The 24,461-nt window shown below is 62.8% G+C and carries 21 protein-coding genes; 16 read left to right on the top strand and 5 right to left on the bottom strand.

What is annotated here, in order from left to right:
• The first annotated feature begins 10 nt into the window (after positions 1-10).
• From V9T28_RS06745 to V9T28_RS06735, 3 genes are all read left to right on the top strand, one after another.
• Positions 11-544, top strand: a complete 534-nt coding sequence (locus V9T28_RS06745) for a hypothetical protein (protein ID WP_116398258.1) — start codon at positions 11-13, stop codon at positions 542-544.
• 66 nt (positions 545-610) lie between these two features.
• Entirely contained in the window at positions 611-1,186 is a 576-nt protein-coding gene (locus V9T28_RS06740; protein WP_116398257.1) for a hypothetical protein, read from the top strand.
• 195 nt (positions 1,187-1,381) lie between these two features.
• Complete coding sequence (locus tag V9T28_RS06735) at positions 1,382-2,131, top strand: SGNH/GDSL hydrolase family protein (protein WP_116398256.1); 750 nt, start codon at positions 1,382-1,384, stop codon at positions 2,129-2,131.
• 76 nt (positions 2,132-2,207) lie between these two features.
• Here V9T28_RS06735 and panE read toward each other — a convergent pair whose 3' ends face one another.
• Together panE and V9T28_RS06725 are read right to left on the bottom strand one after the other, a co-directional pair.
• Positions 2,208-3,116, bottom strand: coding sequence for a 2-dehydropantoate 2-reductase (gene panE / locus V9T28_RS06730; RefSeq protein ID WP_116398255.1), 909 nt, complete (start codon positions 3,114-3,116; stop codon positions 2,208-2,210).
• 113 nt (positions 3,117-3,229) lie between these two features.
• The gene (locus tag V9T28_RS06725) at positions 3,230-4,105 is read right to left on the bottom strand and encodes a Kdo hydroxylase family protein (protein WP_116398254.1); all 876 of its coding nucleotides are present in this window, start codon (positions 4,103-4,105) and stop codon (positions 3,230-3,232) included.
• A gap of 327 nt (positions 4,106-4,432) precedes the next feature.
• On the opposite strand from V9T28_RS06725, the gene V9T28_RS06720 reads away from it, so the two are divergent.
• Positions 4,433-7,396, top strand: a complete 2,964-nt coding sequence (locus V9T28_RS06720; RefSeq protein ID WP_116398253.1) for an NAD(P)-dependent oxidoreductase — start codon at positions 4,433-4,435, stop codon at positions 7,394-7,396.
• Positions 7,397-7,514: 118 nt separating this feature from the next.
• Here the strand turns inward: V9T28_RS06720 and V9T28_RS06715 are convergent, their stop codons facing one another.
• A complete protein-coding gene (locus tag V9T28_RS06715) occupies positions 7,515-8,036 on the bottom strand; it encodes an Lrp/AsnC family transcriptional regulator (RefSeq protein ID WP_158554647.1) in 522 nt (173 codons plus the stop codon).
• A gap of 184 nt (positions 8,037-8,220) precedes the next feature.
• On the opposite strand from V9T28_RS06715, the gene V9T28_RS06710 reads away from it, so the two are divergent.
• The 10 genes from V9T28_RS06710 to V9T28_RS06665 all read left to right on the top strand — a co-directional run bounded on the left by V9T28_RS06710 (position 8,221) and on the right by V9T28_RS06665 (position 19,712).
• Positions 8,221-9,072, top strand: coding sequence for a transporter substrate-binding domain-containing protein (locus V9T28_RS06710; RefSeq protein ID WP_116398251.1), 852 nt, complete (start codon positions 8,221-8,223; stop codon positions 9,070-9,072).
• Positions 9,073-9,318: 246 nt separating this feature from the next.
• Positions 9,319-10,065 (top strand): ABC transporter permease, encoded by a 747-nt coding sequence (locus tag V9T28_RS06705; protein ID WP_245423784.1) that lies wholly within the window; start codon positions 9,319-9,321, stop codon positions 10,063-10,065.
• A gap of 10 nt (positions 10,066-10,075) precedes the next feature.
• A complete protein-coding gene (locus V9T28_RS06700) occupies positions 10,076-10,801 on the top strand; it encodes an ABC transporter permease (protein WP_116398250.1) in 726 nt (241 codons plus the stop codon).
• A 72-nt stretch (positions 10,802-10,873) separates the two neighbouring features.
• Positions 10,874-11,614 (top strand): ABC transporter ATP-binding protein, encoded by a 741-nt coding sequence (locus V9T28_RS06695; protein ID WP_116399734.1) that lies wholly within the window; start codon positions 10,874-10,876, stop codon positions 11,612-11,614.
• A gap of 192 nt (positions 11,615-11,806) precedes the next feature.
• A complete protein-coding gene (gene speB, locus V9T28_RS06690) occupies positions 11,807-12,757 on the top strand; it encodes an agmatinase (RefSeq protein WP_116398249.1) in 951 nt (316 codons plus the stop codon).
• 72 nt (positions 12,758-12,829) lie between these two features.
• Positions 12,830-14,446: a 5-guanidino-2-oxopentanoate decarboxylase gene (locus V9T28_RS06685; RefSeq protein WP_116399733.1), complete on the top strand. Its 1,617-nt coding sequence runs from the start codon at positions 12,830-12,832 to the stop codon at positions 14,444-14,446.
• Between the two features lie 79 nt (positions 14,447-14,525).
• Positions 14,526-15,965, top strand: coding sequence for an aldehyde dehydrogenase family protein (locus V9T28_RS06680; protein WP_116398248.1), 1,440 nt, complete (start codon positions 14,526-14,528; stop codon positions 15,963-15,965).
• Between the two features lie 126 nt (positions 15,966-16,091).
• Positions 16,092-17,336, top strand: a complete 1,245-nt coding sequence (locus V9T28_RS06675; RefSeq protein WP_116398247.1) for a D-amino acid dehydrogenase — start codon at positions 16,092-16,094, stop codon at positions 17,334-17,336.
• 188 nt (positions 17,337-17,524) lie between these two features.
• A complete protein-coding gene (locus tag V9T28_RS06670) occupies positions 17,525-19,312 on the top strand; it encodes an alanine racemase (protein ID WP_116399732.1) in 1,788 nt (595 codons plus the stop codon).
• A gap of 58 nt (positions 19,313-19,370) precedes the next feature.
• Positions 19,371-19,712, top strand: coding sequence for a RidA family protein (locus tag V9T28_RS06665; RefSeq protein WP_116398246.1), 342 nt, complete (start codon positions 19,371-19,373; stop codon positions 19,710-19,712).
• Positions 19,713-19,941: 229 nt separating this feature from the next.
• Here V9T28_RS06665 and V9T28_RS06660 read toward each other — a convergent pair whose 3' ends face one another.
• Positions 19,942-20,772 (bottom strand): class I SAM-dependent methyltransferase, encoded by an 831-nt coding sequence (locus V9T28_RS06660; RefSeq protein WP_116398245.1) that lies wholly within the window; start codon positions 20,770-20,772, stop codon positions 19,942-19,944.
• Between the two features lie 295 nt (positions 20,773-21,067).
• Between V9T28_RS06660 and V9T28_RS06655 the strand changes: the two genes are divergently transcribed.
• The gene (locus V9T28_RS06655; RefSeq protein WP_116398244.1) at positions 21,068-22,300 is read left to right on the top strand and encodes an MFS transporter; all 1,233 of its coding nucleotides are present in this window, start codon (positions 21,068-21,070) and stop codon (positions 22,298-22,300) included.
• A 316-nt stretch (positions 22,301-22,616) separates the two neighbouring features.
• On the top strand, positions 22,617-23,180 hold the full coding sequence (locus tag V9T28_RS06650; protein WP_116398243.1) for a hypothetical protein: 564 nt from the start codon (positions 22,617-22,619) through the stop codon (positions 23,178-23,180).
• 168 nt (positions 23,181-23,348) lie between these two features.
• Here V9T28_RS06650 and V9T28_RS06645 read toward each other — a convergent pair.
• Positions 23,349-24,298 (bottom strand): IS630 family transposase gene (locus V9T28_RS06645; RefSeq protein WP_116402296.1). Its coding sequence is split into 2 segments (ribosomal slippage): positions 23,349-23,954 and positions 23,957-24,298, totalling 948 coding nucleotides; the frame shifts between segments, so codons are not numbered across the junction.
• Positions 24,299-24,461 lie beyond the last annotated feature (163 nt).

Here is a 24,461-nt window from a genome sequence, read left to right as displayed (position 1 = left end):
GGAGCACTTTATGGCGCGTGCCGGCCGCAAGCGTAAGAATGTTGTGACCCATCTCAACGGCCCGCCGCGCCGCGGAACAACGCAGGCGGAGCTAAACGCCCTCAATTTGCGCCAGCAGCAAAAGGTGATGGCGCTCGCGCTGACGCAGCCGCATCGACGCGGGCGTACGAACGCCGGCCATCCGTGGCTCGCGTGCGCGCTCGGCCGGCTGTGTTTGGCGCAACGCTGTCCGACGCATCTTTATGTGGCGGGAGAAACCTATGCGAGCCTGGTGCACCGCTGGCGTGCCGCCAAGGGCGTGCCGCGACATGGCCCTGCGGGCGAGGGCGCGGTAAGCATCGACGGTCCGCCGGAAGCGCGCGTGCGCGCCTGGGAAGCAACGATTTGCCGCGTCGAACGGGCGCTGGAATCGGCGCAGCGTGGCCTTAATGCACGCATGCGCAAACTTCTGCTCGACGATTGCGATCTACCACCAGAGCAAGGCGCGGGAATAGTCCAAGGCTTGGAGATCATCGCCCGGCATGTTGAGCAATGGGGTGCGTGACGGCTTTCCTCCCCCTTGACAAATCATACCTTTTTGGTATTATTTCTTTCCCATCCGGAGATGCCCATGCTGCAAGTTCCCGAGCGCCGCTTGTTCACCACGCCCACAAATCTCATCGACTGGCGAGCAGTGCGGCGGGTGGCGACCGGGTTGCGGCGTAAGAACCCCGATTGGCCGGCTAGCATCGGACCGGTACGGCGTGGCACCAGCATCCGCGGCTGCCTCACCGAAGCGCTCGCCCGCGCCCGGGCCGAGCAGGAGGCGCGGCAAGGCGATCTCTTCGCCGTCGCAGCCGATGTGGTCGACGGCGCGATCCTGGTACTGCACCGGGGCGACCCTTCCGCCGCCGACAGTCTCACCCGCCGCCGCGCCATCGTCGCTTTGGCCGCGGGGCGCGCAGCGTTCTTGCCGTCTGGCGGCTGCTCCGACCAGCTTGCCCTCAGCGCCTGCGCGGCGGTTAATACAGGAGCCGTGTCGCTCGCGCGTTTCATCGGCCTCACCGCCGAGGCGACCGGCCGTCCGCCCACAGCCTATGCCTCGATGCTGATTGATGCGCTCTGTCCGGTGAACGAGCGCGCGAGCTACATGCTTCACGAGGTGCGGCGGGCGGCGGCCGGTGGATCGGTGGGGGTGGCGGCGTGAAGAGCGCGCCCTTCTGGTCAAACGCTCGCGCATGACAATTTAATGGCAGCATTTGGCCTCCGCCTTACCCATTTTTCACCTCTTCGGCCCTTTTCTCGCGCCGCTCCGCCCCTAAATTCACCACATAGTCCCCGCATATGATCTGTACTCGCGGATTTGCCGCTTTCGGCGCGTCCATCAGCCCAAACTTTGCGCATGACGACACTCGACACTTTGCATGACAGCCAGACGGTCGCCTTTCTCGGGGCCAGCAACGCCACCGGCACAGGGCCGGCTTTCGATTGGGTGGGCGAATTGCAGCGCCGCCCGCGCAACCGGCAGCGCACTTTCCGCCATTTTGGCGCGGGCGGCGAACTCGCCGCCAATGTGCTGCAGCATGTTCCAGAGGTCGTGGCAGCCAAACCCGATAAGATCGTGATCTTTCTCGGCGGCAACGAGATTCTCGCCGGCCTGTCGGACAAGGCGCGCCGGTTCTTCACCAGCCCCGCGCAAGGCACCGAAGCGCCTTCGGCCGAAGGCTTTCAGGAAAACCTGAACGGCCTCGTGAGCCGCCTGAAAAACGAAACAGGCGCGCGCATCGCGCTGTGCTCGCTGCCGCCGCTCGGCGAGGCGCGCGGCACCGAAGAGCCGTTCCAACGCCTGTTGAACGAGAAGGTCGAGCAATATTCGGCCCGCATCGCCCATACGGCCTTTGGCGCCGGCTGCGCCTATGTGCCGCTGTATGAAGCGTTTTTGGTGCATTTGAACGCGGCGCCGGTCCACGCCCTCACGGGCTTGAGGCTGTTACCGTTCTTCGTCGATGCCTTCCGCTCGACCGTGCTACGCCAGGATCCGGACGCAATCGGCGAGCGCAACGGGTGGCATTTCCACATCGACGGCATCCATCTCAACCGCCGAGGCGGGCTGATCGCCGCCGATTTGGTGCAGAAGTTTTTGGACGCGTGAGAGGCTGCCTCCCTTCTCCCGCACGATGATAGCGTAGGAGGAGGGATCATCCCTCGCCATTCTGCCTCCACTCGCCTCACCGCCTTCCCGCTGCATAGGCCTGCAAATGCGCGAAACTCGTGCGCAGCAGGGGCGTCGGCAGGCCCGCTGCGCGGGCGCGGGCCTGCATGTCGCCGATAATCTGGTCATGCTCCGTCGGGCCACCGCGCTCGACATCGCGCAACATCGAGGCGGTAAGTGCCGAGCCGCGCTCGAACAGCATCGCCTGCATCCGCGCGAGCGCGCCTTTTGATGGGCTGTGACCGGCGGCTGCGGCGGTCGCGCAACATTCCTCCAACATCTCACGTAGCAAGGCCTCGCCATCGTCCGCCTCAAGGATCGCGCCGATCGGCGCGCGCATCAGCGTCGTCATGCCGGCGAACGTCGTGATGAACACGAATTTCTCCCACATCTCCTGCAGGATATTGGGGCTTAAAAGCGCGAACTTCGCAGGCGCGAAAGCTTGGGCGACGGCGCGGGCGACCTCAGCCTGGGCGGCTTCGCGCGCGCCCATCACCAAACCCTGCAACTGGTTGAGATGGATGATTTCGCCTTGCGGCCCCAGCGTCGCGCTGATCAGGGCAACGCCGCCGAGCATATGCTTTGCGCCGAAACGCGCGTCCAGCGCGTCGAGGTGCTTGAGGCCGTTCAGCAGCGGCACGATCAGGGTGTTCTCGCCCACGGCTGGCGCAATCGCGTCCATAGCGCTCTCAAGGTCATAGGCCTTGCACGACAGAAGAATCGCATCGGCAACCCCGGCCGCTTGCGTGATCGCCTTGACCTTGAGCGTCGCATCGCCGAACGGGCTCTTGATGATAAGGCCGCCGGCCTCAAGCTGCGCCGCGCGCCTCGGCCGGACCAGGAATTCGACATCGCCGCCCGCCTGAACCAATCGGCCGCCGAAATACCCGCCCGTGCCGCCGGCACCCAGAACCAGAACCCGCATGGACGTCTCCCGCTCATATCATGCAAGTTTCCTAGCGCGGAGAAGGCATAAAGCAAGCTCTTGGAGCGAATCCCTTCTCCTGCGTGAAAGCGTCGGAGAAGGGAACACATGCCTCAGTGCAGCGCCCGTGCTGTGATCCGCTCCAGTACCTTTATAGGGGCGGTCTGCGGCCTCGCCATGACATCCACCGGCATGTGGAAGGTCTGTTCCAGTGCGAATTGTCCCGCGAGTGCCGCGTGCAGCACCTGATCGGTGAAGCACATCCACGCCGTGTTGGGCGGAAATTCGACTCGCTCCTGCGGCGCACTGGCCTGATAGGCATCGTCGAGCTTGGCGAGGTCGTGCAATTGCAACATCAACTGATCGTAGCCCGACCGCTGCGCCTTGGTGATGCCGACGCGATGCAAGAGCCACGCGGCGGCAGCGTTGGGATTGCGCAATTTGGGTGCATAGGTCTTGGCGAAATTTTCGAACGGTTCGCCGACCCGCCACACGCGCCCCTTGGCCGGCGCGATATTGCTGAACACGCGCAGGATGCGCCGCCCGCCCGTCGGCCGGGTGGGAAAAGCGTCCACATGCAGGCGCCGGTCGTCCTGGCGGGGCTTATATTCGCGGCCCTCGATCTCGATCGGGCGGAAGGTGGTGCGCGCCTGTTCCAGCGCCGGCACATATTGCGGAAACAGGCCAGAGACGAGCGCTTTCGCCGCCGCGCCGTAGCGGCTGAGCAGGCCCTGTACGAGCTGACCGATCTCCTCGCCCTCGCTGACACCGTGAGTTTGGCCGCTGCGCGGATCGAGCGTGATGTTCTTGCGATTCTGATTCGCGACATCGGGCGAGAGCAGCGCGCGCTCGCCGTCGAGGAGCGGAAAGACAAGATGCGGAAAGAAGAGGACCTTGCCCTCCTCAAGCGCCGCAATGGCACGCGCGCTGGAGTCCGCCGTAAAGGGACCGGACCATTCGGTCAATTCGATCTGTTCGATGCTCGACATCGCCTACCCCGACTGTTCGCGCAACGCGAACACATGTTCACCCAATGCCCCTTAACCCAGGGCGGCCAAGTTGGCCCAGATTGGCGATTTAGGCAAGTGTGGGACGCCGCGCCACCGCCCGCCACCTCCTCTCACAGCTTAGTTGCGAGAGAAGAGAACTCCCGTCCCCGCCCATGCTTTGGTCGCATTCGCGACATCGCTCCGCGCTCGCCTTAGCCAAATTATCGGCGAAGCCGTCTGAAAATCGCTTTTGACGGCACATGCTCGCCGCCGCTAGCTTTCCGCGCGAAACGGCGGCACGGGATTGGTTTCGGGAGAGGGTCGAACATGGCGGCAATTGCGGATCTGCAACATCAGCTTCATCTGGCGATGGAGGCAACGCGCAACGGCCGGCCGCGCCCCACCAGCAACGTGTTCTTCGGTGTCGGCCCGATCACCGATGGCACGCTGGGAGAGGCCGATGCGCGGCTTACGCGATTCGCTTTCGAGGCCTGGCTGGAGCAGACCTACCGCAAGCTCGACGACAAGGGCCGCGACGTCGGCCCCTTCACCACTGCGGAAATCGGCCGCTCGATGCATCGCGGCTATCCAGCCGATAAAATCCTCCAGCACATGATGCGCGAGATTCATCGCTATTTCGAATTCCCGAAAACCAACAAAATGGCGGTGGGCTTGGGCGGCGGCCACAGCGGCTTCACCGTCTGCGCCCTGCATCTGATGAGTGCGCACGATCCGGCACAGCAAGTCTATGTCGACACATTGCGGCCAGAGTCGGACGCGGCGGCCGGCGGCGGCTTTTTCCGCCAGTCCTGGGGCACGCAACTCATCGAGATGCAGCGTTTCGCCAAGGGCGGCGACGAAACGCGCATTCACTTCGCCGATGTCGAAGGCCATATTCCGGCACCGGCCGAATTGCTGCAAAAAGGCATCAAGATCATCGTCGGCGTCGGCCACGAGACGACCGGCGCGACGACCTATACGGATGCGGATATCGACAATCTGCTCGCCTGGCTCGACGCCAACCCCGACGAGCACCACGCGATGCTCGACGCGACCTCGATGCTCGGCGCCATGCCTTGGGCGCAAGACAAAGTGCGGCAGGTCATGGCGAAATGCTGCCTGTTCATGCCCTTCCAAAAGGCGATCGGCGGCATTTCCGGCTATTTCGTCGCTAGTTTCACGCCGCAGGCGCTCGCGCTTGTCGAGCGCAACCAGAAGACCCCGTCCTGGGCGATCCCGCGCCAGTTGAAAATCGCCGCGCCGACGGACCCGAAAAAGCCGCTCAGCGGCGAGCGCACGGTGAACGTCGGCCCGATCTATGATCCAGAACAGGACAAGATGCTGGGCGGCGTCATCAACACCTATTCGACGCTCGCCTTCGCGGAAACGACCTTCGGCCTTTTGCGCTCGGAGGCGACAATCGGCGATGTGACCGCCATGAACCGCCGCTCGGTCGCGAACCGCGCCGCGATCAACGAATGGGTGGCGCAGCATCCGCTCTTCGCCTTGAGCGTCAAGGAGCCCGAGCGGCGCGGTGCGGCGGTGACGTTGCTGCGTGTGAACGATGCAGGCATCACGGACGCAGGCTTGCACAACCGCATCATCGCGCGCTCGAAACAGATTCTGGCTTACGAGGGGGTGACCCACCCGAACGGCGATTATGAGCCGGGCCTCGATGTCGCGCGCTATGTCAACGCCTTTCCCGGCACGCCCGGAGATTACCGTTGCTGGATCGGCGGCATCCGCCAGGTGGAAGACATCACCGCCTTGCTCGACAATCTTGCGTATGCCTATAGTAGAGCTAAAGTGCTTGTGCTGGAGGAAGAACTCGCCGCGCAAGGTATCACCTTCCCCGCCTCCGCGACACGCAATGCGAACGCGCGCATGGACGATCCGGAGCGCGCCTATAAGGTGCTCATCGCCGATCTCGTCGGCATGACGAGCGATGCCGCTGGCAAGCCCGATGCAAGCGCGGTGCGCGCCCATATCGAGGCGAAGGGCGGTGCGTTTCATGTCGGCGGCTTCAACGGCGCGGATCTTGCGAAAGGCACCATCCACTTCTTCTATGAGCCGCACTTGAGCACCGAGAGCGACTTGCTGGAAGCCGCCGGACAGGGCCAATATGACGCGCTGGTCGCCGCCGCGACTTTTATTCCGAAGGAATGCATCTTTCCGCTCGGCGGCGTGCGCATCGGCGCAGGCACCGGCAATATGGGCTCGAGTTCATGGGGCGGCGGCAACGGCATCGGCGGCGGCGCGCCGCTCATGAACACGCCGAGCTTCAATAGCCGCGCGACCGCGCAAATGGCGATGAAAGCGCTGCTGAAAGTCCTACCAGATCTCGATGTCGCGACGTTGCATGCGCGCGTGACGCAACGCGATTTCGACACGGGCCGCCATCTGCGCGATTTCCCGACCGAGAAGCTCGAAGGCAAGACCATCGCCATTCTCGGCTACGGCAATATCGGCCGCGAGGTCGCGAAACTCGCGCAAGCCTTCGGTATGAAGGTGAAGATCCACGCGCGCGAAGCGCATCGCGGCTGGATCGAATCGGAAGGTTTCACTTATGCCGCAACGGCGGAGAACGCCGCGCAAGGCGCCGACGTTTTGAGCATTCACACCGGCCTCGGCAAGCTCGACCCCACGACGAAGCGTTTCAGTAACCAGGGTTTCGTCAATGCGGCGATTTTGAATGCGCTCAACGACGGCGCGGTGCTGATCAATTACGACCGCGGCGAGATTGTCGATGTCGCGGCTCTCGATGCGGCGCTGATGAGTGGCAAGATCCGCCATGCGGCGATCGATGCCGATCTCTTCACCCATCCCGAAACCGGCGCAGCCTCCGGCCCGATGGCGACCTATCTGCCCCTGCTGGAGCGGCACGCAACCAAGCTCGAATTGCTGCCCCATGCCGCCGCCGACACAGACCATCCCTCGCGCGTCGAGGGCGCGAAACAGGCGGTCGACCAGATCTTCGATGTGATCCGCTTTCGGCGCGTCACCAATCTCGTCGGCGATCTGCCGGAAGGCTTCGCTAACGCCGGCGCGCGCACGGTGAGCGGTGTCGGCAAGGTACGCGCTGCCCAACTCGCCGCGCTCGATCAGCAAGCGATCGCGGAGGCACGCGGCCAGGCCGAAACCATGGCCGCCATCTGGGGCGCCCTCGCCACGGTGACGAACGAAGGACGCCGCGCCGAATTGATCGAGCGCCACGGCGCGGAACTGATGAAGGCCATTAACGGGTACAAGGCGCTGACAGACAAGCTTGGGCTACAAGGGCCGTATGGGTGAAGGCTGCGCTGAGGCCGAACCCTTGCCCCCGATCACAAGCCGGTGTACCCGGTTTGTGCATTCTTGATGCTGAACTCGGGCAAGCCCGAGTTCAGTGCGGGGAGAAATGAATCACCCGCTACCGCCCCGTCGGCGGCCGTTGCGGCGGGGCCACCAGGTCGTCGAGAGAAACGTTCGTGTAGCGCTTCGTGGTCTTCAGCACGATGTAGCTCGAGAGGTTTCCGATCTTGGGCCCGAGACGCAGCAATTCGTCGGACAGCATCTGATAGGAGCTGATGTCGGGGCACACGAATCGCACAAGATAGTCGATCGGCCCGCTCACCTTGGTGCACTCCACGACGTAGCGCATGGCTAGGACCATTTTCTCGAAGGTCTCGAAATCCTCGAGACCATGGTTGTTCAGAGTAACAGCGGCAATCACATCCACGTGCCGGCACACTTTGCCAAGGTCGATATAGGCGTGGTAGCTTGAGATGATCCCCGTCTTCTCCAGCCGCTTGACCCGCTGCAGGCACGGGCTCGCCGAAAGGCCCACCGCATCGGCCAGTTCCTGGTTGGTCATGCGGCCGTCGCTCTGCAGGCGGTCGATAATCCGCATATCGATCTGATCGAGTTTCGTCGCCCCTTCGTCGTCCCTCATCGCCCCTCTCCGCCGGCAGCCCTTGGCGGCAACCGTTTTTGTCGCGAAAGCCCCTTTGGGCAGCATTATGCGTCAAAAAGCGCCCCAACAACAGCAACACCTGTGCGCGAATCCTTGCTAGGCTAGCGCAGCCTAAATGGCTAGGGTGAGGTCTGCACTTTTTGCAGAGTTGGAGGAGACACCAATGAAATTATCGCGTTGGCTGGGAATTGCAGCTGCGGCGCTGATCTGTGCGTCGCCGGCAATGGCCAAGGATTGGAAGACGGTGACGGTGGCCATGGAAGGCTCGTACGATCCGTGGAACCTGACCGATCCGAGCGGCAAGATCGTCGGCTTTGAGGTCGATATTCTCAACGACGTCTGCGCCCGCGCCAAGATCGAATGCAAGATCGTCGCCCAGGATTGGGATGGCGTGATTCCCGGCCTGACCGCCGGCAAATTCGACGTCGTGATGGACGGCATGTCGATCACCGAAGAGCGTCAGAAGACCATCGATTTCTCGATCCCCTACGCCCGCTCGCCGATCGCCTTCCTAGGCACCAAGACCGGGCCCCTCGCCCATATGCAGAATGCCGGCAAGACCATCGACCTCTCGAAGGACGATGCCGCCGCCAAGGACGCGATCGAGAAATTGCGCGCTGACCTGAAGGGCAAGAACATCGGCCTGCAGGTTTCGACCACCGAGGCGACCTTCGCCGACAAATATCTGAAAGATGTCGCCAACGTGCATGAATACAAGACCACCGACGAGCATGACACCGACCTGCTCGCCGGACGCATCGACGGCACGCTTGCCGACACGACCTATGACATCGGCACGCTCGCCAAGCCCGATTCGAAGGATCTCGCATTCGTCGGCCCGCAATTCCAAGGCGGCCCGATCCTGGGCCCGGGCATCGGCGCCGGCTTCCGCAAGGAAGACAAGGACCTCCAGGATATCTACAACAAAGCCCTGAAAGCCGCGCTCGACGACGGTTCGGTCAAGAAATACGCCGAAAAGTGGTTCAAGATGGACATCACCCCTTCGGGGTCGTGAGGCAACGGGAGCCGGGGCCGCCCCGGCTCCCTTCAAACCGAATGAAGGCGACGTTGTCATCCCGGGCTTGATCCGGGATCCGGGGGATGCGCGGCGGACGAATCATCGTTAGCGCTGCAGTGCAAGCCAAATGCGCTTGCGCCCACGTGTGGTCCTGGATCGCGGATCAAGCCCGGGCTGACGACGCGGCTGTCAATATTCGTGGAAGCTCGGCCGTGGGGATACGGCCGGAGGGGAGAGCAATCCGTGGATTTTTTCAATGGGCTGATCGACCAGATCACGTCGATCTACACGATCCTCGCCTCAGGCTGGGGCGTGTTCCTGCTTTGGGGCGTCGTCAACACGCTCGCCGTCACCGTTGTCTCGATGTTGATCGGCGCGGTATTCGGCGCGCTGGTCGCCGCTGCTAAAATTTCCCATAAGCCCTGGCTCAAATGGGTCGGCGAAATCTATACGACAATCTTCCGCGGCGAGCCGGAACTGCTCATCGTCTATCTGTTCTATTTCGGCGGCACGCAGATCCTCACCGGCATCGGCCGCAGCACCGACGCCATCGGCCCCTCCGACATCATCAACATGCCGAGCTTCATCGGCGGCGTGCTGGCGATCGGCCTCATTTCCGGCGCCTATCAGGCCGAGGTCTATCGCGGTGCCTATTACGCCATTCTCAAGGGCGAGATCGAAGCCGCCCGCGCCTATGGTATGTCGACCTTCACCCTGTTCCGCCGGATCATCGTGCCGCAGGTGATGCGCTTCGCCATTCCGGGCCTCGGCAATGTGTGGCAATTGACCATCAAGGATTCGGCGCTGATCTCGGTGACGGGTTTTGCCGAACTGATGCTGAAGGCCAATACCGCCTCGCGCTCGAGCCATAAGTTTCTACTGTTCTATTCGCTGGCCGGCGCGCTCTTCCTGGTGCTGACGTCCATCTCGACGCCGCTCTTCAACCGCGCCGAGCGTTATGCCACGCGCAGCACCGTACGGCCGAAGTAGGAGGCGCCCCATGGATTTCTACCTCTCGACCATCTGGAGCATCTTCAAGGCGCTGCCGGTCACGATCGAAATCTGGTTTTTTGGCGTCGCCATCGGCCTGTGCATCGCCTCCTTGCTGACCTGGGCGCGCGCCTCCGGCATCAAGGCCCTCGACCTTTTCGTGCGCGGTTATGTGTTCGTGTTCCGCGGCTCGCCGCTCCTGGTGCAGATCTACCTGATCTATTTCGGCTCGCCGCAAATTCCCTTCATCCGCAACAGCGAGATTCTCTGGGCGATCTTCCAGAATCCGATGCCCTGCACGATCATCGCCATGGCGCTGAATACGGCCGCCTATGAGAGCGAGATCTTCCGCGGCGCGCTGCAGGCGGTACCGCTTGGGCCGATCGAAGCAGCGAAAGCCTATGGCATGAATCCGTTCACGCGCTTCCGCCGCATCATCTTCCCGATCGCGCTGCGGCTCGCCTTGCCGGCCTATTCGACCGAGATCATTCTCATGACCAAGGCGACGGCGCTCGCCTCCGTCGTCACCATCATGGAAATGATGGGCGTCGCGCAGAAAATCCAGCATGACACGTTCAAGCCCATCGAGGTTTTGACCTGCGCCGGCCTCATTTATTTCGCGCTTAACTTCAGCATCGCCCGCGCCTTCGCCATGGTCGAATATTATTTATCGCCGCACCTGCGCCCGCCGCCGCAGCAAGGCACAACGCCCGCGCCCGTCGCCGACGTGTTATAGGATTTGGGGAGAGAGTAAGACGTGACAACGCAACCAGAACCCAACGGCAAGAGCGCCATTTCCGTCATCGGCATGCGCAAGAGCTTCGGCCAGCACGAAGTGTTGAAGGGCATTTCGCTTGAAGCGCATGAAGGCGACGTGATCTCCATTCTCGGCTCGTCCGGCTCGGGCAAGAGCACCTTCTTACGCTGCATCAACCTGCTCGAAATGCCCAATGCCGGCGAAGTGCGCGTCGGCGGCGAGCTGATTAAGATGAAGAAGAAGTCCGACGGTACCCAGGAGCCCGCCGACATGCGCCAGGTCGAGCGCATTCGCACCGGCCTCTCCATGGTGTTCCAGAGCTTCAATCTCTGGTCGCACATGACGGTGCTCGAAAATCTGATCGAAGCGCCGGTGCATGTGCAAAAGCGCCCGCGCGCCGAATGCATCGAAGAGGCCGAGGCCTTGCTGAAGCGCGTCGGCATCTGGGAGCGGCGCAATTATTACCCGACCCACATGTCGGGCGGCCAGCAGCAGCGCGCCGCCATCGCCCGCGCCCTCGCCATGAAGCCGAAGGTGATGCTGTTCGACGAACCAACCTCGGCGCTTGATCCGGAACTCGTTGGCGAAGTGCTGCGGGTCATGCGTTCGCTTGCCGAGGAAGGCCGCACCATGCTGGTCGTCACTCACGAAATGGGTTTTGCCCGCGACGTCTCCAGCAAGGTGATGTTCCTGCATAAGGGCGAAGTGGATTGCGCCGGCGGGCCAAAGGACATGTTCGCCAACGCCCCGACCGCGCAGTTCAAGCAGTTCATTGCGAATTTCAATAAGTGAGCATAATTCCTTCTCCCCGCATGCGGGGAGAAGGTGGCATGCGAAGCATAACGGATGAGGGGCAACACCAATCTTGCGAGATGAGTGTTCCGCCTGCGCAGCAATGATGTCTCGTTCGTGCGCCCCTCATCCGTCTCGCTTCGCGATCCACCTTCTCCCCGTAAACGGGGAGAAGGAAGAAACGGAGACCCCATGACCCAGCATTTCAACCAGCCACTCGGCGGCAATCAGATGCCGCGTTTCGGCGGGCCAGCGACGATGATGCGGCTACCGACGCAAACGAACACCGACGGCCTCGACGCCTGTTTCGTCGGCATTCCGATGGACATCGGCACGTCGAACCGCCCCGGCACGCGCTTCGGGCCGCGCCAGATCCGCACCGAATCGTGCATGATCCGCCCCTACAACATGGCGACTCGCGCTGCGCCGTTCGACTCGTTGCAGGTGGCCGACATCGGTGATGTCGCAATCAACACCTTCAACCTGCCCAAATGCATGGACATCATCACCGATGCCTATCGCGAGATCATCAGGGACGGCTGCATTCCGCTTACCTTGGGCGGCGACCACACGCTGACCTATCCGATCCTGCGCGCGATGGCGGAGAGATACGGTCCCGTCGGCCTCATCCACGTCGATGCCCATGCCGACATCAACGAGCACATGTTCGGCGAGCCGATCGCGCATGGCACGCCGTTCCGCCGCGCGGTGGAAGCGGGCGTGCTCGACACCAAGCGCTGCGTACAGATCGGCGTGCGCGGCACCGGCTATGCGGCGGACGATTTCGATTGGCCGCGCGAACAGGGCTTCCGCGTCGTGCAAGCCGAGGAATGCTGGCACAAATCGCTCACGCCGCTGATGGAAGAAGTGCGCAAGCAGATGGGCGACGGGCCGGTCTATTTGAGCTACGACATCGACAGCCTCGACCCGAGCATCGCGCCCGGCACGGGCACGCCCGAAATAGGCGGCCTGAACACGATTCAAGCCATCGAAATCATCCGCGGCGCCTGGGGCCTCAAGCTCGTCGGCTGCGATCTCGTGGAAGTCTCGCCGCCCTTCGACCCAGCCGGCAATACTGCCATCACGGCCGCAAACCTGCTGTTCGAAATGCTCTGCGTGTTGCCGGGCGTTAGGCGACGGTGATGAGGGGCTCCCCTTCTCCCCGTTTACGGGGAGAAGGGGATGCGCTCAAAGATTCGAAATAAGGACCTCCCCATGATCACCACCGGCGAATATCTCGTGCGCCTGCTCGAATCCTACGGGGTCGAATTGATCTTCGGCATTCCGGGCGTACACACCGTCGAGCTCTATCGCGGGTTGCCTGCGACCAGGATCCGCCATGTCACGCCGCGGCACGAGCAAGGCGCGGGCTATATGGCCGATGGCTATGCGCGCGTGTCCGGCAAGCCCGGCGTGTGCTTCATCGTCACCGGTCCGGGCATGACCAATATTTCGACCGCCATGGGCCAGGCCTATGCCGACAGCGTGCCGATGCTGGTGATTTCCGCCGTCAACGCGCGGCCGGAACTCGGCATGGCGCAGGGTCGGCTGCATGAATTGCCCTCGCAGCGCAATCTGATCTCCGGCGTCAGCGCCTTCAGCCACACGTTGCTCGCGCCGGAGCAATTGCCGGAAATGATGGCGCGCGCCTTTACCGTGTTCCGCTCGTCGCGCCCGCGCCCGGTGCATATCGAAATTCCGCTCGACGTCATCGTCGCCGATGCCAGCCATCTCGACACCAAGGCCTGGCCCCTGCCCGGTCGCGCCGCGCCTGCGCCCGACGCCGTGCGCAAGGCAGCAGAGATGCTGCTCAGCGCCCGCGCGCCGCTCATCGTCGCCGGCGGCGGCGCCGCCGAAGCCGCGGAAGACATCCGAGCCATCGCCGAAGCACTCGACGCTCCCACGTTCATGACCATCAACGGCAAGGGCATTCTGCCCCCTGGCCATCCGCTGACCTTGCACGGCAACCTCTCCATGCCGCCCCTGCTCGACGCGCTGAAAGCGAGCGATGCGGTGCTGGCGATCGGCACGGAATTCGGCGAGACGGAAATGTATCCCGCGCCGCAGCCGCTCTCTTTCGGCGGCGCGCTGGTCCGTATCGACATCGATCCGCAGCAGCTCTGCACTGGCTTCGCCGCAAGCCTGCCGATCACAGCGGACGCCAATCTCGCAGCGCGTGCGTTGAGCACGGAACTCGGCACAGCGACAAAGCTGAATAACGGCGCGGCCCGCGCGAAAGCGATCAATGAAGCTGCGGCGCAAGGGCTTTGGCCCGCCTGCACCACCCATCGCGGCCTGATGCGCGTCGTTGGCGAGGCCCTGCCCGATGCCATCGTGGTCGGCGATCAGGCTGAGCCGGTCTATGCCGCGAACCAATTCTATGAGGCGCCGCGACCGCGCTCCTATTTCAACTCCTCCACCGGCTACGGCACGCTCGGTTACGGCCTGCCTGCTGCTTTCGGCGCGAAGCTCGCTGCGCCGAATCGGCCGAGCGTCTGCCTCATCGGCGACGGCGGCTTGCAGTTCTCCCTGTCGGAAATCGCCAGCGCGGTCGAAGCGAAGATCGCCACGACGATCCTGGTGTGGAACAATGCCTCCTATGGCGAGATCAAAGCCTACATGGCGGAGAAGCACATTCCGCAGATCGGCGTCGATATTTTCACGCCCGATTTCGTTGCGCTCGCGAAATCGCTGGGTGCCAGTGGTATCGCGCCGACAGACATCGCCGAATTTAAAACCGCGCTGCAAGAGGCGCAAACCCGTCCTGGCCCGACGCTGGTCGAAATCAAATCGGATTCGCCACTGGCGGCGGCGCTGAATAGGCTGGGGTAGACTGATGCGGCGCGTTCCCTTCCCCCACGATCGGGGAGAAGGAAGCACCGCCCGATAGAGAAACACAAGGTAGCACCAGATGCACGATCAACTCTTCATCGACGGCCGTTGGCAGGCCCCAACAAAACCGGCGACGATCGATGTGTACGATCCCTATCGCGAGACCGCCTATCATACGGTCGCGGCCGGCGGCGCCGAGGATGTCATCAAAGCTGCTGCCGCGGCCAAGCGCGCCTTTCCGGCCTGGAAAAACCTTGGCGGCCAGGGCCGTGCGGTCTATCTGCGCGCGATTGCCTCGGAACTGCGCTCCCGGGCCGAGGAGCTTGCGCGCCTCTCCTCGCGCAACAACGGCAAGCCGATCGCTGAGGCGCGCATCGACTTGAGCGATGCCGCGAACACCTACGAGTATTATGCCGAACAAGCGGTGGCGCTCGAAGATAAGCAAAATAGCGCTGTCGCCGTGCCGGATTCCGCCTTCGCATCACGCCTGCGGCTGGAGCCGACAGGTGTTGTCGGCCTCATCGTGCCGTGGAACTTCCCGCTCGTCACCACCGCCTGGAAGGTGGCACCGGCGCTCGCCGCGGGCTGCACCATCGTTCTGAAACCGTCCGAGATCACGCCGATCGTCGAATTGGAAATGGGCGCGATCGCGCAAAGAGTGAATCTGCCACCGGGCGTGCTCAACATCGTCACCGGCACCGGGCTCGATGTCGGCGCGCCGATGACGACCCATCCCGATCTTGCCAAGATTTCCTTCACTGGTTCCAATGCGGTCGGCGCGCGCGTCATGGCCGCCGCGGCGGCGGGCGTCAAATCGGTCGGGCTGGAGCTCGGCGGCAAATCGCCCATCGTCGTGTGCGCCGACGCTGATCTAGACCAGGCCGTCGAGTGCATCACGGGCGGCATTTTCTTCAACGCAGGGCAAATGTGTTCGGCGACCTCACGGCTTCTGCTCGCTCGCGAAATCGCCGATGAAGTCATGCAGCGCGTCATTGCCGCAGCGCGCGCGTTGCGGCCCGGTGATCCGCTCGATGAGGCGACCACGCTCGGGCCGATGACGATGAAAGCGCAGTACGACAAAGTGCTCGGCTACATCGAACGCGGCAAAGCGGAGGGCTTGCGCCTCGTCACCGGCGGCGGGCGCTATGAAGGCATGAACCACGGCTGGTTCATCGCGCCCACGATCTTCACCGACGTGCCCGTGACGAGCGCGCTGTGGCGCGAGGAGATTTTCGGCCCCGTGTTGTGCACGCGCACGTTCGAGACAGAGGAGGAAGCGGTGGTGCTCGCCAACGACTGCGACTTCGGTCTGGTCGCGACCGTGATGTCCTCCGATGTAACCCGCGCCAATCGCATCGCCGATGCGATCGACGCCGGTCATGTCTGGATCAATTCGCCGCAAGTGATCTTCGTCGAGACTTCCTGGGGCGGTTTCAAAGCAAGCGGCATCGGCCGCGAACTCGGGCCGTGGGGGCTATCGGCGTATTTGGAAGTGAAGCACACGACGACAAGGTTGTGAGCGGTGATCCCTTCTCCCGCACTGAACTCGCGCCTGCCCGAGTTCAGCATTGAGAATGTACAAACCGGCTATACGCGGTTTGCGGTGCGGAAGAAGGGCAGCTAAGAGGTATAAAAGGAACAGCCTATGAAAATCGTCATCCTCGGCGCGGGCGTCGTCGGTACGGCGGCGGCTTATTATCTTGGTCGCGATGGCCACGAGGTCGTCGTCGTCGACCGGCAGAAGGATGTCGCGGTCGAGACATCCTGGGGCAATGCGGGCCTCGTTTCGCCGGGCGATTCCACATCCTGGGCCTCGCCTGCCGCGCTGCGCACCTTCGTCAAAGCGCTGTTCCGGAAGGATCTTGGCATCAAGGTGCGTCCGACGCTCGATCCTCATTTCTTCACCTGGTCCTTGCGCTTCCTGATGCAATGCTCGCGAAAGCGCGCCGATGCCAATTCGGCGCTGAAACTGCGCCTCGCGCTGCATTCGCGCGAATGCATCAACGCGCTGCAGCAACACACCGGCATTCGATATGCCGATTTGCGCAAGGGGATTCTCTATTTCTTCCGCACGCCGGAGAGTCTGGAAGCCGGCATCAAGCACATGCGCTTCATTAGCGAGCACGGCATCGCGTTCGAAGTAGTCGACCCGAACCGCGTGGTCGAGCTCGATCCCGGTCTCGCCGCCGCCAAAGACCAGATCGCCGGCGCGCTCTATTCGCCGATGGATCAGACCGGCGATTCCAATCTCTTCTCGCGCAACCTTGCGCAATGGTGCCGCGAACATCTCAATGTTACATTTCAACTCGACACGCTGATCGAAGGTCTCGACATCGAGGCCAACAGAGTGCGCGCGATCAAAACCTCGCGTGGCCTCATCCCTTGCGACGCCGCCGTTTTGTCGATGGGCGCGGAAGGCGCTCTGCTCTCGCGGAAGATCGGCGTGCACCTGCCGATCTATCCAGTGAAAGGCTATTCGGCGACGATCCCGATCGACGACGACAAGGGCCCGACATTGGGCGGCGCGGACGAAGATCGTCTCGTCGCCTATTCGCGCCTCGGCAATCGCCTACGCGTCGCCTCGACGGCGGAATTTGCCGGCTATGACCGAAGCTGGACGCGCGAGAATTTCAACTCGATTTTCAAGACCGCACATGATCTCTTCCCCGGCGTGATCGATGAATCGAAAGCCCAGCTCTGGGCGGGCCTCAGGCCGATGATGCCGGCCTCTGTGCCGGTGCACGGCAAGGCCAAATACGACAACCTCTATCTCGACACTGGCCACGGCCATGTCGGCTGGACCATGGCCTGCGGCTCTGGCCAATTCCTCTCCGATCTGATCGCGGGACGGAAGACGGAGATTGATCCGACGGGGCTGCTCTATGCGTGAGGGAGTGAACGAGTTCGAACGGACCGCGGGCTTCCAGCCCGCAAACGACGCGCCAACACGCGCCGTCATTGCGAGCGAGGCGAAGCAATCCATCTCCTTTTTCACGGGAGTGGATGGATTGCTTCGTCGCTGCGCTCCTCGCAATGACGGCGGGCTGGAAGCCCGCGGTCCGTTCCGCGAGGCCCCCCATGCCTGATCCCATCGTCACCATCAATCTTGCCCTGATCGAGCACAATGCCCGCGCCGTCGTCACCCGCTGCGCGCGGGGCGGCATTCAGGTTTACGGCGTCACCAAGGGCGCGTGCGGTATGCCGACGGTGGCGCGGGCAATGTTGCGCGGCGGTGTCGCGGGCCTTGCGGAATCGCGCTTCGAGAACATCCGCCGCCTGCGCGCCAGCGGCATCGATTGCAAGATCATGCTGCTCCGCTCGCCGCCCATGGTGCGCATCGAAGAACTCATCCGCATCGTCGATGTCAGCCTGCAATCGGAACTGCCGGTGATCCGCGAAATCTCGCGCACCGCCGAGCGTATCGGCCGCGTGCACGACATCATTCTGATGGTCGATCTCGGCGATCTGCGCGAGGGCATCTGGCCCAACGATCTGTTGCCCGTCGTCGAAGACGTAATGAATCTAAGTGGCGTGCGCATCGTCGGCGTCGGCGTCAATCTTATGTGTTTCGGCGGCATCATGCCCACCGTCGACAACATGAACCAACTCGTCGCACACGCCTACAAGGTGGAGGCGCGCACCGGCCTGCATCTCGATTTCATCTCGGGCGGCGGCTCGTCGTCGCTGCCGCTTCTGGTCTCGGGCGACATGCCGCCTGGCATCAACAACTTACGCGTCGGCGAGGCCATTCTGCAGGGCGGCGCCGAGACGTTCCACGATGCGCCCTGGCCGCCGCTCGACCAAAACGTCTTCCAGCTCACCGCCGAATTGCTGGAGGTGAAATTGAAGCCGTCGCTGCCCATCGGCAAGACTGGCTTCGACGCGTTCGGCAATGTGCCGCGCTTCGTCGACGAAGGCGACCGGCTGCGCGGTATCGCCAATATCGGCCGCGAGGATGTGATGGTGGATGGGCTCATTCCCACGCACAAGGGCGTGCGCGTGCTCGGCGCCTCGTCCGATCATCTGGTGCTCGACTTGCACGAGGCCGATCCGCCGCTGCAGGTCGGCGACAGCGTGTCGTTCAAGATGAATTACGGCGCAATGCTGGCTGTGATGACATCCGAATACGTGGAGAAAGTGCCAATGCGCGAGGCGCCGCACAACGATGAGCCGCCCAGCGTGAGCATTCATACGCTCGGCGATGCCGATCTCGTCTTCGCGCTGCATCGGCTGAGCGAACGGCTCGGCACCTTCGGCGTCGTGGTGCAAGCAGACGACGCGCGCACGCGGCTCGATGCCGGACCCGATCGTCGGATCGCCTGGGACGCGCTGAAGCGCTCGGCGCCGCATCACGACGCCCTCGGCTTGCTGTGGATCGACCCGCTCGCCGCGCTGATGCCCGATCACAGCGAAGACGAATGGCCGGCCGAGCATGCGGTATTGCGGCGTATCATGGACCGCCTGCCGCCATATCTCTCGCCGGAGAATATCGTGCTGATCGGCCTGCGCCGCGCCGATTCAGCTGAGGCGGAAGTGCTGAAAGCGCGCGGCATCAAAGTCTATACGATGGTGGAGATCGATGCGGTGGGCCTGCGCCAGATCATGCGCGAGGCCTTGAACATCGTCACCTCCGGCACCTCGGGCTATCACGTGCATTATTCTCCCGACGTCACCGACATGCCGGGCTGGATCAAGGGCCTCGGAGGCATTACGGTGCGGGAGACACATCAGGTGATGGAGGCGGTCTTTGCAAAACGCGGCATGGTCTCGCTGAGCCTGTCGCAAATTACCTCCGCCCTGCCGCCCCAGGTTGCGGCCGAATGCGTGAATTTCCTGCTCTCGGCCTTCGGCAAGAAGATTCTGTGACGCGAGGAATCGCACGTTTTGAAATATCAGTGCCACCCCAAACCAAGAAAGGTTTCTCATGATCAAGCGTATCAAACCTGGCGTCCGTTTCTGCGAGGCGGTTGTCGTTAACAATATCGTGACCACCGCCGGCGTCACCGGGGATGGGAGCGACGTTGCGGCGCAGACGCGCGACATTCTCGCGCAGATCGATGCGCTGCTCCAAGAGGCTGGCAGCTCCAAGTCGAACCTGCTGACCGCCGGCATTTGGCTGCGCGACATCGCGCATTTCGCCGAGTTCAACAAAGTGTGGGACGCCTGGATCGACAAGAACAACATGCCCGTGCGCGCCACCGTGGAAGCCCGCCTCGCCGCCCCGGAACTGCTGGTGGAAATCCAGGTCAGCGCGGTGGTGGGGTAAGCACGTTCATCGCTAGCCTCAATCGATAAGGAGGCCACCCTGTCATCCGCGGCTTAACCTAAGGACGACAGGGTGGCCTCCATTTTGATCCGAGTTCACGGGCCTGACGTAAAAACCAAGCTAGGCGGCCTTGCGCCGGCTGAGCTGGCGCAGCGACAGGACATGCAACAGGATCGAGCTTGGTACCGCAAAAGCGGGGATCAGTAGGCCCTCGACTTAAGTCCATAGATCAGCTGTTGATTGAAGCGGCCTCGAACACGGCCATGAGGATGCCGAGGCGGCCTTCCGCGATGTTTTGTCCAAGGTTGGCGGTGAACTGCGCGAAGTCCGGTCCCATGACCACGCCAAGGTTTGGCGACGGCGGCGGTCCCGATGCGCGCACTTGGGCAGCCCAGTTTTTCGCGGCCTCGGTATCATCCTGCCAGACCAGCGGGCGGAATCCCGCCGCTTCGATCTCTTCGCGCGTCTGATCGGCGCTTAACAGAAAACTTGTCGCCGGCGTTCGCGCCCACGGCAGCGGATAATCCGGTTCGCCGTGCCGCAACACAACGTCAAAGGTCGCGAATTTGCCGCGCGGCTTCAGAACCCGCCGGATCTCGCGATAGAGCCTCGCCCGATCGGGGATATTCATGGCCACGTGCTGCAAGAATACGGTGTCGAAACTGCCGGCCTCAAAGGGAAGCTCCAGCGCGCTGGCAAGCTCGAAGGAGACTTGCCCGCTCTGGCCGGTGCGCTCGGTCAGGTAACGCGCTGCCTCCACGAACGGTTCGCTGAGGTCGACACCCGTCACCTTGCAGCCATAGGTCGCGGCCAGAAACCGCGCCGGCCCGCCGACGCCCGAGCCGACATCCAGAACTGTTGTGTCAGCGGTGAGCCCAACCAGCTTGGCGAGTTCGACCGTCGCCGCAAGGCCGCGGGTGTGAAACTGGTCCAGGCCCGCCAATTGCTGCGGCACGAGCGTCTGGTTCTCCGGCGCAAGCGCTGCGAGCGCGCTCTTCAGCCGCGCAACCAGTCCAGTCGCGCGATAATGATCGCGCACGCGATCAATCGTATGGTTCATTGCAAGGCTCCACGAAAACTCCGGGGTTACGCCGCAGAGATAAGGCGGCGTCCGGCGAGCGACTACCCGCGATAATGTTGACGAGCTATGAAGCGGAACTTCACAGTCAGATAGGGGACACGCGACGGCGGCGGGGCATTCTTAAGCGTTGCTCAGCACCGTGACTTCCATCAGGCTGCATGCCTGCCATGACATCGCCTCCCACCGCTTGCCCCTGCACGCATAAGCTGTAGCCTCTGCCACCTCTTGCCGCGGTATTCGCAAATTCAGCGGCTCAACGCGGCAGAGTTCGAGATTGCAAATCGCCAAAGCACTCCGCAACAAACCCGTCGCCCTGCTTTGGTCGGCGATGGTCTTTTCCGCCATCGGCGACGAGCTCTATACGATCGCCCTGATCTTCGTCGCTACCAGCGCGCTCGGTTTTCTCGCCGGCTATCTCGTGTCGATCCAGATGGCGTGCACGCTGATTGCGAGCCTCTATGCAGGCGTCTTCGCCGACCGACGCCATCCGCGCGGCGTCATGATCATCTCGGATCTGGTGCGGGCTTTGGCCGTCGTGTTGCCCGCCCTGTGGCTCGCGTTTCTGTCGGCTCCCCTGCCCCTCTGGCTGCTCGCGCTGATGATGATCGTCGTCGCATCGGCCAAGCCCTTCTTCGACCCGGCCCTGCAGACGATCCTCCCCGAACTGGCGCGCGACAAAGACACATTGAGCGCGGTCAATGGCCTGTTCGACGCGATGCGCCGCGTCGCGCGAATCTTCGGGCCGGGCCTCGGCGCGTTGCTGATCCCGATCCTGCCGATCCAGCACTTCTTCAGTCTCGACGCGCTGACCTTTCTCGTGTCGGCAGCGACGCTTGTGTGGCTTAGGCGCAATGTGGCGGATGCGCACGAGCCCCGCACAAGCGCGCCAGCAGGCTTTTGGCCGCGCCTGCGACAAGGGGTTTTCGGCGGCTTCCTGGCGGCGGGGCGAAAGCCGGTCATCGCCGCGCATATCTTTGCTTTCGGCGTGCAAAATGGGGCGTGGTATCTCGGGCTCATCCTCGCGACTGCGCTGCGGTTTCGACAAAACGACCCGGCGGACTTTTCACACTTCGGTCTGATCGTCGCCGCCTATGGCGTCGGCAATGTCGCCTCGACGCTGGTGACCGCCGAACTCAAGATCGGCAATCCGTTTCTCTTCATGTCGGTCGGCCGCCTGATCTGCGGATTGGGCTTTTGCCTCCTCGCCCTGTCAAACAGCCTCCCCGGCATGATGGCAGCAGCCGCCTTCGCCGCGACGGGCGCACCGCTCGCGCAAATTCCCTTCGTCACCCTGGTGCAAACCTCCTTTCCGCCAAACGAAATCGCCAGCGTCTTCCGCATGCGCATGACCTGCGACTGGCTCGGCATGTTCCTAGCGCTCGCCCTCTCGCCGATGCTGCTCGCTGCAGTCGGCCCGGAAGCGACGACGGCGATTGCCGGGTTCACTTATCTCGCGGCCGGCGGATCGGGATTTTTGAAGCGGCTTGGAGCGCGCGTGCGTGCGTGAGCGAAGCGCGGGTTCAAGCTCGCAGGGCGGCGGCGGGCGGCGGGTCGGCCCGGCTCCCGCATGTCGATCCCGAATTTCGATGGTGGCTCGTCAGTATCTGAATCGAGGGCCTGCGCCGTGCAAATCGCGCCCCGGAATCGCGAACGGCCCACACCGACCACAAAATCGCCCCATTGCCTCGTCTCTCCGGCGGAAGGTTAACAAGCTGTAATAATTGGCTGTTTTCGGCCCTCCGCCCGCTCCGGCGCAAACCCCACATTCTGGCCACATTTGGCGACGAGTCACCTACCCAGCAATAATCTTTCGGGAGAACGATATGCCTTTCACAACCATCGCAAAGACCTGCAAGCCCGTGACCTTGGTGGCGATCCTCGCGGCAACCCTGATGGCTGCACCCGCGTTCGCCCATCCCGGCAATGGCAGCGGAAACGGCGGCGGCAATGGGGGTGGTAACGGCGGTGGCGACGGCGGCGGCTCCCACAGCAAATCCAGCAGCAGCCATGCAGACAAGACGTCGGGCTCGTCGTCGGGATCGACATCGGGATTGTCGGCTAGCAGCCTTGGCGGCCTGAACGGCTTCCTCCATGCCTCGCCCCGGGCGCTGGCACATGCATCGTCCAAATCCCGCATCGGCAAGATCGCGACTGTCTACAACAAGGAGCTGCAGGCCTATCTCGCCAATCCGACAACGACCAATACGACAACGCTGAGCGAGCTCCGTACGACTCTTGCCAGCGCGGCCAACAAGCCGCTGTCAGCCGCGGTCATCCAGGCGGTGGACGCCAAGCTCGCCTTGACGAACACGACCCTGGCGACGGAAATCTCGTCCTATCAGGGCGGCGCATCTGGCCTCGCCACCGCCATCAACAACGCCAAGTAAAAGCGTCGCGGGAACGGTTCGTCGAACGGTTCCCTTTGAAAGTGTAGCAAGAAAGCAACCGCCGGCCCGAGGCCGGCGGTCTTCATTAACGCACCCGCTTCTGCCATTCCATGATGAGGAACCAAGGCACACGGCGATGGCGGCGCGTTATGCTAGAGCGTTCTGCATTTAGGTAGATGCGTATCCTGAGTTTCTGAGATAATTGGCGCATTCTTGCGAAGAGAAGGCGGTCAAGGCTGTTGCCAGAGCGTTGGCGATGGCATCGAACGAGCGGGGCGCGGCTTTTCGCACGAGCGTTTTCAGCTTTGCGAAGACTTGCTCGATCGGGTTGAGATCGGGGGAGTATTTGGGCAGAAAGACGAGGCGGGCCCCAGCGGCGCGCACGGCCGCTCGCACCGCCTTGCCTTTGTGCGATCCCAGATTGTCGAGCACAACGATATCGTTGGGTTTGAGGGTCGGAACCAGGAATTGTTCGACATAGGCGAGAAAACGCTCGCCGTTGATGGGTCCGTTGAACAGGCATGGCGCCTCAACGCGGTCATTGCGCAAGGCGGCCAGAAAGGTCGCCGTCTTCCAGTGCCCATGCGGCACCTTTGCCACGAGCCGTTGGCCCCGCGGTGCCCAGCCATAGCGGCGGGTCATGTTGGTTTTGGTCCAGGTTTCGTCGATGAAGACGAGCCGCGCGGGATCGATGCGCTGCTGATGGCTGCGCCAGCGCAGCCGATGGCGCTTCACGTCCGGGCGGTCTTGCTCGCGGGCGACGAGCGTCTTTTTTTGATCGTGACGCCGAGGCGGCGGAAAAACCGGCTCATCAGCGACGTGTCGGCGGCGACACCGCGTTCGGCCAACAGTCGATCGCAAAGCGCCTGCAGCGTGATGTCGGATTTCTCGGCGCGCAAACCTTCGAGAAACGCCCGGTGCGGCGCCAGCTTCACGCGCTTGTAGCCCCCCATTTTCGCCGCCGTCCGTGAGCCGCTTCGCTCAAAGCGCTCGACCCACTTGATGGCCGATGCCTCGCTGACCCCAAATCGCTCCGCCGCACCGCGGCGGCTCATGCCCCCAACCACAACCGCGTCGATCACCCGATCACGCAAATCCTGAGAATAAGCTCCTGCCATCCCTGTTGACCTCCTCCGGCCACAAGGTTGAATCAGAAGAAGCATGATTTGGGAATCCCTCTTCGATTCAGCTTAATCGCCGCGTGCTCTAACTGCGCAGCTATCCAGTCATTATCCGGGCTGACCAGATTACTGTGTATTTGCTCTTGCGCTCCCACGCACT

The sequence above is a fragment of the Methylovirgula sp. 4M-Z18 genome, assembly GCF_037890675.1.
GTDB lineage: Bacteria > Pseudomonadota > Alphaproteobacteria > Rhizobiales > Beijerinckiaceae > 4M-Z18.
Note: the sequence above shows the minus strand (reverse complement) of the source record. Positions and strands in the feature narration are given on the sequence as shown.

Coding starts and splice junctions, on each gene's coding strand:
- V9T28_RS06740 (WP_116398257.1), top strand. CDS start 611: ATGCTGCAAGTTCCCGAGCGCCGCTTGTTCACCACGCCCACAAATCTC.
- V9T28_RS06680 (WP_116398248.1), top strand. CDS start 14,526: ATGCACGATCAACTCTTCATCGACGGCCGTTGGCAGGCCCCAACAAAA.
- V9T28_RS06720 (WP_116398253.1), top strand. CDS start 4,433: ATGGCGGCAATTGCGGATCTGCAACATCAGCTTCATCTGGCGATGGAG.
- V9T28_RS06715 (WP_158554647.1), bottom strand. CDS start 8,036: ATGAGGGACGACGAAGGGGCGACGAAACTCGATCAGATCGATATGCGG.
- V9T28_RS06695 (WP_116399734.1), top strand. CDS start 10,874: ATGCGCAAGAGCTTCGGCCAGCACGAAGTGTTGAAGGGCATTTCGCTT.
- V9T28_RS06650 (WP_116398243.1), top strand. CDS start 22,617: ATGCCTTTCACAACCATCGCAAAGACCTGCAAGCCCGTGACCTTGGTG.
- V9T28_RS06685 (WP_116399733.1), top strand. CDS start 12,830: ATGATCACCACCGGCGAATATCTCGTGCGCCTGCTCGAATCCTACGGG.
- V9T28_RS06725 (WP_116398254.1), bottom strand. CDS start 4,105: ATGTCGAGCATCGAACAGATCGAATTGACCGAATGGTCCGGTCCCTTT.
- V9T28_RS06700 (WP_116398250.1), top strand. CDS start 10,076: ATGGATTTCTACCTCTCGACCATCTGGAGCATCTTCAAGGCGCTGCCG.
- V9T28_RS06670 (WP_116399732.1), top strand. CDS start 17,525: ATGCCTGATCCCATCGTCACCATCAATCTTGCCCTGATCGAGCACAAT.
- V9T28_RS06735 (WP_116398256.1), top strand. CDS start 1,382: ATGACGACACTCGACACTTTGCATGACAGCCAGACGGTCGCCTTTCTC.
- V9T28_RS06745 (WP_116398258.1), top strand. CDS start 11: ATGGCGCGTGCCGGCCGCAAGCGTAAGAATGTTGTGACCCATCTCAAC.
- V9T28_RS06665 (WP_116398246.1), top strand. CDS start 19,371: ATGATCAAGCGTATCAAACCTGGCGTCCGTTTCTGCGAGGCGGTTGTC.
- V9T28_RS06710 (WP_116398251.1), top strand. CDS start 8,221: ATGAAATTATCGCGTTGGCTGGGAATTGCAGCTGCGGCGCTGATCTGT.
- speB (WP_116398249.1), top strand. CDS start 11,807: ATGACCCAGCATTTCAACCAGCCACTCGGCGGCAATCAGATGCCGCGT.
- panE (WP_116398255.1), bottom strand. CDS start 3,116: ATGCGGGTTCTGGTTCTGGGTGCCGGCGGCACGGGCGGGTATTTCGGC.
- V9T28_RS06660 (WP_116398245.1), bottom strand. CDS start 20,772: ATGAACCATACGATTGATCGCGTGCGCGATCATTATCGCGCGACTGGA.
- V9T28_RS06675 (WP_116398247.1), top strand. CDS start 16,092: ATGAAAATCGTCATCCTCGGCGCGGGCGTCGTCGGTACGGCGGCGGCT.